The 14,218-nt window shown below is 70.6% G+C and carries 12 protein-coding genes; 1 reads left to right on the top strand and 11 read right to left on the bottom strand.

The features are described 5' to 3' along the window. Nucleotides 1–30: 30 nt before the first annotated feature. The 3 genes from DWB77_RS14325 to DWB77_RS14315 form a co-directional block, all read right to left on the bottom strand. Nucleotides 31–438, bottom strand: coding sequence for a PIN domain-containing protein (locus tag DWB77_RS14325; RefSeq protein ID WP_120721647.1), 408 nt, complete (start codon nucleotides 436–438; stop codon nucleotides 31–33). Next, entirely contained in the window at nucleotides 435–710 is a 276-nt protein-coding gene (locus DWB77_RS14320) for a hypothetical protein (RefSeq protein ID WP_120721646.1), read from the bottom strand. Before DWB77_RS14320 ends, DWB77_RS14325 begins: the two co-directional genes overlap by 4 nt. 301 nt (nucleotides 711–1,011) lie before the next feature. Then, complete coding sequence (locus tag DWB77_RS14315) at nucleotides 1,012–1,593, bottom strand: Uma2 family endonuclease (RefSeq protein ID WP_120721645.1); 582 nt, start codon at nucleotides 1,591–1,593, stop codon at nucleotides 1,012–1,014. A 191-nt stretch (nucleotides 1,594–1,784) separates the two neighbouring features. Between DWB77_RS14315 and nshR the strand changes: the two genes are divergently transcribed. Further along, nucleotides 1,785–2,591 (top strand): NshR/TsnR family 23S rRNA methyltransferase, encoded by an 807-nt coding sequence (nshR, locus tag DWB77_RS14310; protein WP_120721644.1) that lies wholly within the window; start codon nucleotides 1,785–1,787, stop codon nucleotides 2,589–2,591. A 60-nt stretch (nucleotides 2,592–2,651) separates the two neighbouring features. Here nshR and DWB77_RS14305 read toward each other — a convergent pair whose 3' ends face one another. The 8 genes from DWB77_RS14305 to DWB77_RS14270 all read right to left on the bottom strand — a co-directional run bounded on the left by DWB77_RS14305 (nucleotide 2,652) and on the right by DWB77_RS14270 (nucleotide 14,218). Beyond that, nucleotides 2,652–3,326, bottom strand: coding sequence for a DUF5825 family protein (locus DWB77_RS14305; RefSeq protein WP_120721643.1), 675 nt, complete (start codon nucleotides 3,324–3,326; stop codon nucleotides 2,652–2,654). 13 nt (nucleotides 3,327–3,339) lie between these two features. Further along, the gene (locus tag DWB77_RS14300) at nucleotides 3,340–5,268 is read right to left on the bottom strand and encodes a RiPP maturation radical SAM C-methyltransferase (RefSeq protein ID WP_120721642.1); all 1,929 of its coding nucleotides are present in this window, start codon (nucleotides 5,266–5,268) and stop codon (nucleotides 3,340–3,342) included. A 54-nt stretch (nucleotides 5,269–5,322) separates the two neighbouring features. Continuing rightward, the gene (locus DWB77_RS14295; protein ID WP_120721641.1) at nucleotides 5,323–6,381 is read right to left on the bottom strand and encodes a hypothetical protein; all 1,059 of its coding nucleotides are present in this window, start codon (nucleotides 6,379–6,381) and stop codon (nucleotides 5,323–5,325) included. Between the two features lie 122 nt (nucleotides 6,382–6,503). Next, nucleotides 6,504–6,659, bottom strand: a complete 156-nt coding sequence (locus DWB77_RS14290) for a thiocillin/thiostrepton family thiazolyl peptide (protein ID WP_120721640.1) — start codon at nucleotides 6,657–6,659, stop codon at nucleotides 6,504–6,506. Nucleotides 6,660–6,967: 308 nt separating this feature from the next. Continuing rightward, nucleotides 6,968–7,903, bottom strand: coding sequence for a lantibiotic dehydratase C-terminal domain-containing protein (locus DWB77_RS14285; RefSeq protein ID WP_120721639.1), 936 nt, complete (start codon nucleotides 7,901–7,903; stop codon nucleotides 6,968–6,970). After that, the gene (locus tag DWB77_RS14280; protein WP_216826850.1) at nucleotides 7,884–10,562 is read right to left on the bottom strand and encodes a lantibiotic dehydratase; all 2,679 of its coding nucleotides are present in this window, start codon (nucleotides 10,560–10,562) and stop codon (nucleotides 7,884–7,886) included. Before DWB77_RS14280 ends, DWB77_RS14285 begins: the two co-directional genes overlap by 20 nt. 75 nt (nucleotides 10,563–10,637) lie before the next feature. Continuing rightward, complete coding sequence (locus tag DWB77_RS14275; protein WP_120721637.1) at nucleotides 10,638–12,521, bottom strand: YcaO-like family protein; 1,884 nt, start codon at nucleotides 12,519–12,521, stop codon at nucleotides 10,638–10,640. Continuing rightward, nucleotides 12,518–14,218 carry a hypothetical protein gene (locus DWB77_RS14270; RefSeq protein WP_120721636.1) on the bottom strand — a complete coding sequence of 567 codons (1,701 nt, stop codon included), beginning with the start codon at nucleotides 14,216–14,218 and terminating at the stop codon, nucleotides 12,518–12,520. The genes DWB77_RS14275 and DWB77_RS14270 overlap by 4 nt, the downstream gene beginning before the upstream one ends.

Below are 14,218 nucleotides of genomic sequence, written 5' to 3'. Positions count from 1 at the left end.
GTGGATTCAACCTGAGTAAGCGCCGAGAGGTCAGACGTCCTTGATCTGTACGTGGTCGCCGCACAGCTTCGACCAGTCGTCGCGGTCCGAGGTCAGCACGAGGACGGGTGCCGGGGAGCGGAGCGCCATCGCGGCGACGAGGGCGTCGATGGCGTACTTGTGACCGTGCAGGCCGCCCGCGTCGCTCAGTAGCTGCACTGCGGTGAGGCTGTCCGCCTGGGTGACGTCCTGGACCTGAAGGCGGGAGAGCAGCCAGCGCAGCTGGGCGATGTCCGTCTTGCCGTAGACGGCCTCCACCACGGTCAGGGCCGACACAAGGACGGGCACGCCTACGCGACGAGCAGCCTCGATTCGAGTGATCATCTGGCGGTCGTTGCGCAGCAGCAGCGACAGTGCCTGGGAGTCGAGCACCAGGGACCTGGCCGCAGGCTCCTTCATGCGGCGCTGTCGTTCGACGCGTAGGGCGCCGGTGCGTCACCGAACAGTTCGCTCTGCGCGGCCTGGACTTCGGCGTCGCTCAGCGGCTCGTGATCGGCTTCGTAGGCGGCCACGATCTCGGCGAGGCCGTCCATGGCGAGCTGATGCCGCACCGCTGCCGTCACATATGCGGACACGCCGCGCTTGCCGGTGCGTGTGCGCAGAGCACCGAGGAGTTCCGAGGGCATCGAGACGGAGATGTTCTCCGTGCCGCCGGGGCGGGGTGACTTCATGGGCGCAAGTCTAGTACAGAAACTATTACAGCGTCTGGAGTGCTGCGCGGTCTGTCTGGCGGGCGGTGATGCGTAGTCTTAGCGCTTCCGTTTTTTTGTACTTTGCAGTGAATCCCGTGCTGGATGGTGCTGGGATGCGCCCATATAACCGCAGGTCAGAGGGAGTTGTGGTGGAGTCCGCTTCAACGTGCAGTCGTCGCGTCCCCCCCGGGGACACAGCGGGACGGGGTGTCCCGGAAGGGACGAGGCTCTGCGGTGAGCCCGTCCCCTCCGGCTTCCTGTCTCTGCTCGGTGCCGCCTCTCAACCCCGTCGGGGCGGTGTGAGGCTGTTGAGGTTCAGGGTGATCTCGAAGGGCACGGGGCGTTGCAGGGTGCCTCGGAAGATGCCGGCGGGCGCGTAGGTGCTGGTTGGTCCGTCTAGTTCGTAGACGTGGACGACTGGTGCGCCGTTCTCGTCCTCGACGCACCAATAGTGCGGGATGCCCGCCTCCGCGTACTTGCGGAGTTTCACCGTCCGGTCGCGGTGGGCCGACTCGGGGGATACGGCCTCGACGACGAGCTTCACATGCTCCGGCGAGTACCAGGTGCGGTCCGGGTCGTAGGGCAGATCCGTCAGCAGGAGGTCCGGCTCGGGGCGGTTGCGGGCGTCGAGGCGGATCGTCATCTCCCGCTCGACCTCGAAGCCGGCCGGCGCCTGTGCCGTGAGCGTGGTGGTCAAGGCAGTGACGAGGCGGCCGTGCCAGGACCGCTGTGGCGACATCATGAAGACGAGCGCTCCGTCGATGAGTTCGGTGTGGCGAGGCGCCTCGGGGAGGCGGTCCAGGTCCTCCGCGAACCAGCCTTCCTCGCGCGGCGGGCGCATCCAGTCGGGCAGAGCGGTCATAGAGACCACCCTAGCGACGGAGGTCGTGACGTACGCCGATTCCCGGAGCCAGAGATCCTGCCCTGCCAGCTCCTAGAACCCCCGGCCTTCGCCCCAGGCCCCGACCCCGAAGTCGGCCAAGGCCCAGGCCCGCCCCCGAGCCCGCCCCCAGGCCCAGCCCCATGATCAACCCCCTGCGATAGGATCCCCCGGTGAACAGTCTGGCCGTCATCACTGAGAAGTCCGATCCCGCTGTACAACGCATCATCGACGTGACGAAGCCGTCGAGATCCGTGGTCAAGACGGCGCTCATCGAGGACATCGAGCCCCTGATGCAGTGCATCGGCGCGGGGCTGGACTTCATCGAGGTCTACGGGCTCGAGACCAGCCCGCTCCCCGCCGAGCTGCTCGCGGCGTGTGAGCAGCGGAAGATTCCGGTGCGGCTGATCGAGTCCTCGATCGCCAACCACGTGTTCAAGACCGAGAAGCGGCCCAAGGCCTTCGGCATCGTCCGCGTACCGAAGCCGTGCCGCTTCGCCGATCTGGCCGCCACCAGCGGGGACCTCGTCGTCCTCGACGGCGTGAAGATCGTCGGCAACATCGGCGCGATCCTGCGGACGTCCTTCGCGCTCGGGGCCGCCGGCATCGTGCTCGTGGACAGTGACCTCGTCAGCATCGCGGACCGGCGTCTGGTCCGGGCGAGCCGGGGCTATGTCTTCTCGCTCCCGATCGTGCTCGCCACCCGCGAGGAGGCCACCGGCTACTTCCGGGAGAGCGGCATCCGGCTGGTCGCCTTCGACGCGGAGGGGGAGCTCAGCACCCGGGATCTGCGCGGCATCGACGAGCGGCTCGCGCTCGTCTTCGGCAGCGAGAAGATCGGTACGTCCAACGACTTCGAGGGGCTCTCGGTCGGCAAGGTGTCGATCCCGATGAACCCCGCGGCCGAGTCCCTCAACGTCTCCGTCACCGCCGGGATCGCGCTCCACGAGCGGGCCGAGCACAACCTCCCCAAGGGATAGCGGGCCGAGCCCGCTTCGGTGCGGGCCGGCAGCACGGCCCGCCCGCACTCCCCACCCCCCTCAGACCTCCCACGACGGCAGCGGCCACCGCTGCAAGCGGTACGGGGCCCACCAGATCTCGCTTCCGAAGCGCACCGCCAGGTGCTGCTTCTCGAAGGCGGCCACGATCGGGGCCGGGACGGCGTCCGCGCCGCGGCCCGCCAGGAGGGCGTCGATCGCGGTGAGGTAGGCGGCGTCGGAGATGGTGAGGCGGCGGAAGCCGCCGTGGCGGCGGTCGCGGATCTGGACGAAGCCGGGGCCGCGGCGCAGGAAGCACCGGCCGACGTGGTACCGCGAACGCCAGGACGCCAGCGCCTCGTCACCGCCCGGGCCTTCGAGGACCGCGGGCGGGAACAGGTGGCCGAAGACCCACCACTCGGGGCCGCCGGGAACGAGCCGGGCCCGCCAGTCGACCTCCACGCCGCGGCTGCTGAGTTCGCGGACGAGGGACAGCACCTGGGTGGTGCGCTCCGCGTCGCCGTCCGGGCCGAGGACCGCGAGCGGCTCGATCGACACGAACCGTGCGCCGAGTTCGTAGGCCCGTCGCGCCTCTTCCACCGCGTCGCCCCCGAGCGGGCGGTGGCCGAGGTACACGTCCGGCAGGGCCCGTACCGCCGCGTCGCGGTGGCGCCACAGGCCGAAGCGGGAGCCGGACGAAACCTCGGGGATGGTCGCCACGTCGACGTCCAGTGTCATTGCGCGCTCCTGTTCAGACGGCGACCGGCGCCACGGACTGGTGCTGGGTCGTCGCCAGCTCCCGGCCGACGAGGATCCGCATCAGATGCTGGTTGTGGTCCTTGGTGACGATGTGGATCATCCGGCCGGCGTCGCTGAAGACCAGGCCCAGCTCCGACCAGCGCGCGAGCACGGCGCGGACCTCTTCGACCTCGGCCTCCGCGCGCCGCGCGGCCTCCCGCTCCAGGTACTCCGTCGACCTCGGGTCGTCGAGCAGCTGGAACAGGGTGCGCTCCAGGGGCGTGGTGAGGCGCACGACGTCCCAGTCGAAGTGCGGCCGGCTGTTGGTGATGGTGATGCCGTCGTCGGTCTCGAAGTAGGACAGCCGGCTGTGGGAGTGCTCGCCGCGCCACTCGTTGAGCCCGGCCGTCAGCCGCGCGGCCAGCTCGTCGCCGATGCCGCGTGCCGGCGCCTCGAACAGGTAGGCCAGGTCGAAGAGTTCGGGCTCCGGCAGGTCGAAGCAGAGCTCGTACTGGCGGGCCGGGCGCCGTTCGGTGAAGCCGAGTTCGGGCTTTTCGAAGTACGGGCTGAAGCGCTGGATGCCGAGCCGGTCGTCCGCGCCCGCCGGGCACAGGTGGTGCAGCTTGGGGAACTGCTCGATGACCGAGGTGTAGTCCTCGTCCCGCTCGCCCGGGAACCCGTAGAGGTAGTTCCAGATGACGGTCAGGCCCAGCGATTCGGCGTCGCGCAGCATGCGGACGTTCTGGCAGCCGGTGACGCCCTTGTCCATGAGCTTGAGGACGTTGGCGTTCAGGCTCTCCACACCGGGCTGTACGCAGACCACGCCGGCCTTCGCGAGCACCTGGAGCTGTTCGTAGCGCAGGTTGGCCTTGATCTCGTACATCATGCGCAGGTCGACGCCGGCCTCGGTTAGCTGCGGCAGGAGCGAGTCCAGGTAGGCCATGTCCAGGATGTTGTCGACCACGAGCATGTCCAGGACGCGGTGGCGCTCGGCCAGCGTCACGATGTCGTCGAAGAACTGCGACGGGCGCTTGCTGCGGAACATCATGCTGGCGCCGTTGAGACCGCAGAAGGTGCAGTGGTGCTTCTCGCCCCACCAGCAGCCGCGCGCTCCCTCGATGACCAGCCGGGGCTCCACCCAGCGCCGGGCCTCGGACTTCGCGAACCGGGTGAAGTACTCGTCGTAGTGCGGCAGGACCATCGCGTCCGGCGGAAGCGGCTTCATGGCCGGCCGGTTGAAGACGGACGTGCCGTTCTCGTCGCGCCAGCACACGCCGTTGATGGTGGAGACGGCCGGCCCGTCCTCGCGCAGCGACCGCAGCAGACCGGGGAAGGCGAGCTCGCCCTCGCCGCGCACCACGTAGTCGACGAAGTCGAAGTTGCGGTGCAGCGCCTCGCCCTGCGAGCCCTCGCAGTTGGCGCCGCCGAACACCGTGACGGTGTCGGGTGACAGCTCCTTGAGCTTGCGCGCGACCGCGAGGGAGGCGGTGACGGTCTGGAAGGTGGTGGTGAAGCCGACGACGTCGGGCCGGCCGGCGGCGATGCGCTCGGCCAGCTGGTCGGTGAATTCCTGGGCGTGCTCGTGCAGCCACAGCGTGGCCTCCAGCCACGGGGCGGGCGCGCTCGCGCCGTCGGATCCCGCGGGCCGGGGGCCGAAGGCCTCCAGGAACTCGTCCATCTTCCAGGACGGGTCCTGGTACAGGGCGGAGGAGAAGACCCAGTCGCCGTGGCCGAGGTAGCAGCTCTCCCGGTCGTAGTACTTGTAGTCCTCGTACCGGAACGCGCGCCGGGAGGTGACCCAGTCCACGAACTCCAGGTTGCCGTAGACCACTTCGACCTCGGCTTCCGGGAACTCCTTCAACGTCAGACTCTTGAGCAGGCCGAGCGCCAAGGACGGCATCTCGATCGGACTCCACGGAACACTAGCGAGCACGACACGCATGACGCCCCTCAGGGTAGATCGGTTTCGGCTGGACGACCGTGGCACCGCGTGCGGTCATCGGTGCGCGAGCTTCCGCGCGAGGGCGCCAAGCCCGCTCTGCAACTCCGCGGTCGCCCGCCCCGAGACGTCCTCGTTGGCGCGGGCCAGTACGTAGCAGAAGAGGTACCGCTCCACGAGGTTGAACCCGAGCGTGTGCAGGCAGCTGTACAGCAGGCTGGTCAGGACGCGGAAGGACAGGAAGTCCGGGTTGTGGTGCAGCAGTTGGGCCATCTCGTCCGACATGAACGAGTGGAAGCGGGTCGGCGGCAGGGGCACCTCGCGGCCCCGGTTGAGGTCGTCGAGGGTGAGGCCCTCGTCGACGATCAGGCCGGCCGCGACGGCTACCCGCAGCGCGTCGAAGTGCTGGTGGACCAGGTCCGCCCAGTCGCCGACCCGGGCGTCGGCGACGGCCGACTCGGGTGACTCGGCGCAGGCGCGGACCAAGTCCCGTGCGCGGGCGCCGAGTTGGTCGTAGTACGCGGCGTAGCGCCGCTCGAAGGACTCCGGGTCGCTCGCCCGCGCGAAGACGCCTTCGTAGTGCGAGCGGAAGCTGAGGAGTCGCAGGCTGAGCAGTTCCTCGAAGGAGTGCGAGGGCAGCTGCCGCTGTTCGGATTCGAGCAGGGTGGCGCCGGCGTGCGCGACCATCAGGCGCAGCGCGAGCAGATAGGACCCGGTCGTGTCGCCGTCGAGCGACGGCGCGATCCGGGCGAGCACCGGCGACGCGGCACGGTAGAGACGCTTGGCGACGGCGTCGAAGTCGGGGCCGCCGAACCCGCAGTTCCACAGCGGCGAGGGGATCTCCTCGAACGGGATCTCCGCGACGGTGGCGCGCAGGCCCTGGGCGCTCGCGGCCCGCTCGACCCGCTCCCGCGCCTCGTCGGCGTCGAACTCGGTTGATTCGAGGCTGAGTTGGAAGTAGTCGAGGCCGGTCTCACGGTCCCAGGTGCGGACGAAGAAGTAGGCGCCGGGCCAGGCGCTGGGGCCGGACGCGAACAGGTCCGTGACGAGACCCCGAGTGCGCTGCGGCACCGACACGTCCTGCTTGTTGAGGGGGATCGTCACGAAGACGTGCACGCGTACCTCCAGATGTCACCCCCGCCCTGCGCGGGCGTGGGCGGTTCGCTCATGGCAAGCCCCGCCGGGGGCGCGCCCTCAGGAAGAGGCGCCTCCGGCGGGGGCCCGTCTCGTCACTACGGTCAGGACGAGGACGACGAGGACGAGCTGCACGCGCAGCCGCTCGTGGTGCACGACGCCGCCATGATCTGCGACAGCGACTCGTCGTTGTTGCCCGAATCCTCGATCAGGTCCGAGATCTCCAGGGCGTTCAGGTCGAGCTCTTCGATGTTGTTCATTGTCATTCACCTCCCCGTGGTTGGTGCAATAAAGCTAGCACTCGGAAGCCGGGTTTTCACCCCTTGAATTTAAAAAATCTGCGCGCTACAGTGCGCGAATTTTGCCGTCGACCTGTGCATTCTATTTCCGGGCATGCCAAAGGGAGCGGTTGCGTCGACCGGAATTGACATCAGCCGGTCGCACCCGCTCTGACCTGGGAGAACGTGCTTACCTAAGGGTCTGTTCCGCTCATTCTCGTCCCTTTTTGGGCATGCCGGAAATCCGCTTCGCTTGCGAATTCTTTGTATGTGCCTGGCGGAGGGTTTGCCTAAATCGCGGTACGGGTCCCAATTTCGGAGAGGGCCCGGTTCATCACATGCGCTACAAAAGCCTCGCCCGCGGGAATGATCCCCAAGCGGTTGTTGGTGGTGTGGAGATAGTTCGAGAGACAGCGGGTGTACGGGGTCCCGCCCAGAACGAGATCACCGAGGTCCTCGCCCGAGGTGGTGCCCGCCTCGCGCGCGGCGGTCAGCGCGTTCGCGTAGACGTCGTGGAACACGTCGGTGCTGCCGTCCCGCCAGACGGCCTCGCACAGCTCAAGGACCTTCGGCCGTGTTCTCTCGTACAGGCCGGCCCAGGCCCGGTCGTAGCCGTCCGGTACGTAACGGCGCCAGAACTCCTCGTAGCCGCCGAGGAATCGACGGCTCTGGTCGAGGTCCAGGCCCGAACCCCTGAGGGACATCGCCATGATCCGGATCGCCTCGCCCACCGGCGCCTTCGGCTCCGGGGTCGGCCGGGCGGCGGCCAGGTCGAGCACGGCGACCGAGGTGCGGCTGAAGAGTTCCTCGGCGATGCGGACGCCTTCGGCGCCGCCGTACTTGGCGTACTCGGGCGCGTACGCCATCGGCTCCACGGTGCCCGGGGGCCTGATGGCCAGCGTGGACTCGCTTTCCAGGCGGGCCAGATCGGACTGGAGGGAGACCTCGTAGTCGTACTCGGCGCTCAGCTCGTCCGTCATCGCGGGCATCCCCGCGAGCAGCGCGGTGCGGACCGCGTCGATCCTGTCCTGGTCGGCCCCGCCGATCCGTAGCCGGATGTGCGGGCCGCCCTGCCAGTACCGCAGGAAGAAGAAGCGCTCGCCCTGCGCGCCGGCGCGTACCACGGGACGGATCACGTCGCGCAGGTACGCGGTCTGGAGGGAGTGCGGCAGATGGACGTGGAGCGCACGCCATCCGTCGGCTCGGCTAGTTCCTGTAGAGCTCAACGAAAAACTCCTCTGCCGCTGTCGGTCCCCGGTCGCCGTCGTACTCCTCGGTGGCCGGCATGCACTCTCGAATCGACACGAAGACGTCGTCGCGCGACAACGCGGACTTCGCGAAGCTGCGCACCAGATAGGGGTTGCGGAAGTCGACGTACATGGGCTTGTGGACGCTCGCCCGGTGCAGATGCTCGAAGTCCGACCAGTTGCGGGGCAGCCCCCGGGTGCGTCCGGAGAGCACGTTGTACTCCGCCGAGGTCTGGCACAGCACGAACGCGTGCCGGGGCAGGCCCTGGGCCTGGCGCCACTGGTCGAACGCGAGGAGCGCCGGATAGGAGTCCTTGCTCACCTCCGAAAGCCCGGGGACGTCCTTGGCCGGCACGGTCCACGTCCGCCTGTTGACCACGACGTCGTCGACCATCAGGCGGCGCGACGAGCCGGGGAAGGCGCCCGGATCCATGGCGTGGGAGATGTCCTCCAGCGGCTGCCAGGGGTAGCGGGTGGTCGGGCTGAGCGCTTCGAGCAACTGGTAGAGGACCGGCACGCCCACCGGGATCAGGAAGTTCATCGGCATCAGGTCGATCGCCTCGCCGGCCGCCGGATCCCACAGGACGAGCGAGCGGTTGGCGTGGTCGACGCGGACCGCCAACGCGCCCACCCCGTACGCCTTCATGTCCGGCGTGGTGGGCCAGGAGCCGGGGTAGTCGAGGACCCGGTCGGTCAGCGGGGGATGCAGGTTGAAGTTGAAGCCGAGCACGGCGTTGAGGTCCGTCTGACCGGGGAACGCCTGGCGCAGGTGGTCGCGGAGCGCGGAGCGCAGCGTCCAGTTCTCGGCGGCGGATCCCTCGATGAACGCGCCGAAGCGGGAGAAGTAGACGCCGTATCCGGTCAGGACGCCGTTGACCACGATGCCGGGCGACGGGGCGCCGCCGGTGAACTGGAGGCGGAAGGTGATCGAGTCCGGGTCGACGCAGTCCTTCACGCCCGCGCACGCGTCGGTGATCGCCTCCGGGCTCAGCCGCAGGACGTCGCCGTCCCAGGCGATCTTGGCGCCGATCTCGCGCAGCGCCGCCGTGCGCTGCGCCGCGAAGGTCTCCGCCTCCTTGGAGGCGCGGCCCCCGAACACCGCGTCCTGCTCGGCATCGGAGAGACGGATCAGCCGGTCGAAGAAGGTCAGGAACGGCACCGTGTCGCGGTCGCCGAACTCGGCCACCGCGAACGAGTACAGGCCCAGCCGCTTCACCTGGCCGTAGTCCAGCATCGAGGAGAACCGCCACAGGCTCTCCAGGGCGGGCAGCCCCGCGTCGAGCGACGGCTTGCTCCAGGTCGTCGGCCGGGCGCGCGTCCACGCGTCCTCGTACACCGGCGACCGTACGATCGCGTCGGGCGGCGACCCGACCGCGCAGACCTGTGCCACCTCGGTGATGGCCCGGCCCGCCGAGTGCAGCAGGTGCCGGCGTTCCTCCGCCGAGGCGTCGGGGAAGGTCGTCTCCAGTTCCCGCAGGGTGGCGAGGTCACGGGTCAGGACCTTCAGCGGCTCGCTCGTACCGGAGCCCAGCAGCTCGCCGAGCTTCGCCGAGTAGCCGGGGTCCTGTTCGTCGATGCCGGGCCGGAACGACAGGAGGCCGGTCCGCATCAGGGCGTTGACCACCTTGCGGCTGACGGCGTCGTCGCCGGTCACCGCGGTGAGGGCGGCCAGCACGGCCGGAACGCGGGCCGAGCCTTCCGCCGTCGCGGCCAGCACCGTGTCGACGACCTTGTCGCGCTTGAGCCGGACCACCCCCTCCGAGCCGCCGTATTCGGTGGCCCGCCCGTCGGCCTTGATCCCGATGAACTCGATCACGCCGTCGCCCGCGTGCAGCGAGGAGTTCAGCAGCAGCGTGCCCAACTCGAAGCCGCCGGGCACCCGTTGGACCCCGCCGACCATCCAGTTCAGGAGCACCCGGTTCAAGGTGGTGGCCGAGTGCGTCTCGGCCTCCGGTTCGGGGCCCTCGGCGTCGGGCAGGTCCGGCGGGAAGGCGCCGACCTCGGTGAACCGGCCGAACGGCGACGGCTTCAGGGCCGCGCGATAGGCGAAGTTCACCAGCGAGGACTCGATGACCCGCAGCCGGCTCGGCTTCACCGGGCCGCCCTCGCCCGAGGCGTACCGCAGCAGGCTCTGGTAGAGCTGGTCGCCGGAGAGCTGGATGCTCTTCACCATCGCGTCGTGGTGGAAGAGCCGGCGCAGGGTGTCCCGGGCCGCGTCCATCTCCTCGTCGAACAGCGCCCGGGAGGCGCTCTCGCAGTCGCGCAGCCGCCCGACGAGCGCATGCCACTCCCGTACCTGACGGAGCGTCACCTCGTCCAGGTGCGACTCCAGGACGTCGAGGCGGGCGCGGGCCGGGTCGGCGCGCTGGTTGAACACATCGCGGCGCAGCTTCACCACGTCGGCCCGCAACGACTCCTCGACCCGCGGCACGAGCGCCGCCAGGACGTCGGACACCTCGCTCGCCCGCTGATCGCACGCCTCGCGGAGTCGGCGGAACTCGTCGACCCGCGCCCAAGTGCCCTCGAAGCGAAGGCCCTCCAACTCGGCGACGGGCAGTCGGCCGCGCCGGAAGACGACATAGGGGCTCACCTTCGCGGTGGGCACGGTGGGGCGCTTCGGGCGTTCATCCGATCGCACGAGCACGATCTCCTCTCGTTAACCGGCGGACTAACTGAACTGGGGGACTGACGGACTGGCTGGCTGACTGGCGGCCTATGGGAACGGGTGCGGCGGGACATCGGCCGCGCTGTGGCCGGGTGGCAGGAGCGAGGCGTACGGCAGGGGCGCCCGGTCGAGTCTCGGCAGGCCCACCAGGCGCCGGGTGTCGTGCCCGAAGGTCATCGGCAGGAAGCCGGGAACGAAGGTGCGGGTGCACTCCAGGCCGCGCCAGCGCAGCTCGGGGGTGGTCACGTCGGCGACGTAGATGTGCGCGCCGACCGCCTCGATCCTCGTCCGTACGTGATCGAGGTCCTCGCCGAGCGTGGCGAAGACCGGGACCGTCGCCGCGGCGTCCGCGAAGCTCAGCGTGGGCCGGTCCGGGGTGGACAGGAAGTCGAACCACGGCCGGGAGCCGGGCAGCGCGCCCAGCAGGCTGTGGTCGGACATGGTGCGCACCAGGTGGAAGTCGTCGGCCAGGCGCGCGGCGTGAGGGAGGTTCTCCTCGAAGGAGTGGGTGACGGCGGACAGGATCGCGGCCACTTCGAAGATCGCCGACTCCGCGGCCTTGCGCGGGTGGAGACCGGCCCCGGTCGACACGAAGGTGCAGGGCCCCGACGCCGACTCGCGCTGGGCGAGGGCGAGCACGACGGGGATTCCGGTGTCCAGCGCCGCCCAGAACAGCCGGACGCGGAAGCCCGTGACCATGTCGACGCGTTCCACCAGATCGCGCAGCGCACGGTCGGCCGGGCCGATCACGAGCTCGGGCAGGACGAGCCTGCGGTACCAGGTGAGCAGGAACGCGTCCCGCTCGACCACCTCCAGGATGCCGTGCAGGGTCGCCTCCTCGGTGCTCTGCCCGAGGGCGAAGCCGTTCGAGGTGTCGTAGAAGAACGGCGCGCGCGCACCGGGCGGCCGCACCCATGTCAGGGCCGGCTCGGGCAGATAGCGGGCCGGCCCTTCGCCGAGCGGGGTGACCGGGACCCACCGCACCGTCTCGTCCGTGGCGAGCGGCGAGAAGGGGAAGTCGTCGCGGGCATAGCTCTCGTCGGCGTGGTAGCCGAGCGTGCGGGGGTCGATGGCCCGCGCGCCGAGTTCGCCGAGGGTGGCCTCGACGATCCCCCGGGAGGGCCGGTAGTGGAAGCCGGTGTAGCGCTCCAGGCCTTCGAGGACCGCGGTCCGCCTGCTCGCGGCGAAGGTGAGGGAGCGGCCGATGCCGGGCTCCAAGTCGCCGTTGCCGAGCGGCAGATGGACCTGCGCGGCCGGTACGGGCCCGTCGAGGTCCACCAGCGGTGACTGGAACAGCGCATGTGGACCCACGAAGTCGGATGCCAGCGTCGCGGGCAGCGGGGTGCGGGTGCGCAGCGTGCCCTCGGCCTTCACCAGGGACGCGGGATCGGTGTCGAAGGCGACCGCGGTGGTGGCCGTCGACGGCGGGCAGCCCGGGCACCCGGCCCTCGGCGGGATCCTGCCGGGCTTGACCGTGCCGCTCGCCCGGTCGACCGTGACGAGGGAGCCGCCCGGTCGGTCCTCGCTCAGGAGCAGGGCCGCGAGCTGGACGACGACGGCCCGCAGCGCGGGGGTGAGCCCGAGCCACAGCGTTTCGGCGCCGGCCCTGGCCCGCGCACTGTCGGACGGCTCGCCGTACGGGGCGGCGGGGCGCGGCACGACCTGGCGGGTGAGGAACCAGCACAGACATCGGGGGCATCCGCCGTCCCGGCGGCCGTCCCGGCGGTCGTAGCCGAGGACATGGACGCTTCCGCGCCAGAACAGCACGGCCACCCCGCGTCCCGACCCGTGCGGGGCGTCGTCGGGGACGGCCAGCCGCGCCGGGTCGGTCAGCGCCCCCAGCAGCACCTCGGCGGGCGCCGGCGCACCCGCGTCGGCGAGCAGGGCGAGCAGCGGGTCCGCGACCGGCGGCTCCTGCGCCACGGTGCTCATGCCACCTCCACCAGTCGGACCTGGTCGCCCAGGAAGGGAACCGTGTGCCGCGCCGGGACGCCGTGCGGCTTGGTGATGTGCCGCCACACCTCCGGCCAGGTGCGGAAGTGCGGGTTGAGGGGCACCAGGACGTCGTCGTCGTTGACCAGCCGCAGCAGGGCCGCGCAGACCGCTTCGGCGCGACAGGCGCCCAGGCCCTCGGTGGCCACCGCGTCGGCGCCGTGCGCGCGGGCCAGGTGCAGGCCGTTCGGCAGGCGGGTCGCGGTCCATCGCACGGGGTCCCGGCCCGTGGCCCGGGCGACCGCCGGTTGGAGGTAGCGGGCGGCGCGGGCGCACGCGTCGTCGCCGAGCCCGTCGAGGGTGAACTCCGTCAACTTGCCCTTCACGTAAGGGAGTTGCGAGGTGCGGCGCAGCAAGGCGCGGTAGAGGGCCTCGTCCTCGGTCCAGCCGGCGCCGAGGCCGGGACCGCCGCTCTCGCCGGGCCGGGTCGCGCAGCGTTCGATCGCGTTGAGTGCGGCCTGGTACACGGCTTCCCGGGTCGAGAGCGTGGCGGTGGAGACGCGATGGATCCGGGAGGCGCCGTCGGTGTCGACGAGGACGGTGGCCAGGGCGCGCCCGAAGGGGACCTGCGGGGCGTCCTCGCCGTCCAGGCCGAGGAAGGGGCCGATCAGCTCGTCCGTCCAGCGGCCCAGGGTGGCGACGATGCGGTCGTCCTCGTCCTGTCGGCGCGGGTCGTCGTGCGGGCTCGCGATGTTCCGGCGCACCAGCGGCTCCGCCCGCTCGTCTCGGGTGTCCACCGCGGCCGGTGACTGCTTCACCCGGCCGCACCGGCACCCCGCGAACGGCCACACCGGATGCTGTTTGACGGCGAGCGTCCCGGGGTCGAGGGAGAGGGCGGCGCCGGTGGGCAGGCCGGCGAGGCGCGACTGGGCCGCGTGCGCGAGCGTGGCCGCGGCCCACCCGCCCGGCACCGGTGGAGTGGCCCCGTTGTGCGGCCAGGTGCGGGCGTACCGGTGCAGACAGTCCCAGCAGCCGGTCGTGTCGTCGTCGGACCACAGGATCCAGTACCGTCCGCCCACCGTGCCCGCGACGCCGTGCGGCACTCCTCCTGCGAGCAGCTCGTCCTGGATCCGCACCGTCTCCTCGTGCGGCCGGCCGTCCGCGTCCACGACGACCAGTTCGGCGTCCTGTCGCCCGGCGGGACGTTTCTGCCAGGTCGAGCGGTACACGATCCGCGCTCCTCGCGGCGGCGCGGCGTCGAGGACCGTACGCAGCCCGTCGAGCCAGGCGGGGCGGCCGTACAGGACCAGAGTGGTGCGCACCAGACGGTCAAGGGCCGCCGCCGGGTCCTTCGTGAGCTGGGAGAAGTGCGGGACCAGTTGGTGCGCCGCCGCCCCCCGCTCGTCCTCGTGCCGGCTCATCGGATCGTCCAGCAGGACGACGCAGCCGTGGGCGACCAGCGCCCCGAGCAGGCGCTCGGCCGCCGGACGCGCCGCCTGCGGCAGCCCGTCCAGCAACGCGGCGTCCGTGAGGCTGCCGTCCGCGCGGTCCACCAGCGTCGAGACCAGCTCGAACGCGGCGCCGCCCTTCACCGTCAAGGACGCGGCGCCGACCCCGACCCACACGCCCTCCACGGTCCGCACCACGCTGACGTCGGGGCGGGCGAGGACGACACCGGTGTTCCGCTCGGCGGCCAT

It is taken from the genome of Streptomyces hundungensis (assembly GCF_003627815.1).
GTDB lineage: Bacteria > Actinomycetota > Actinomycetes > Streptomycetales > Streptomycetaceae > Streptomyces > Streptomyces hundungensis_A.
Note: the sequence above shows the minus strand (reverse complement) of the source record. Positions and strands in the feature narration are given on the sequence as shown.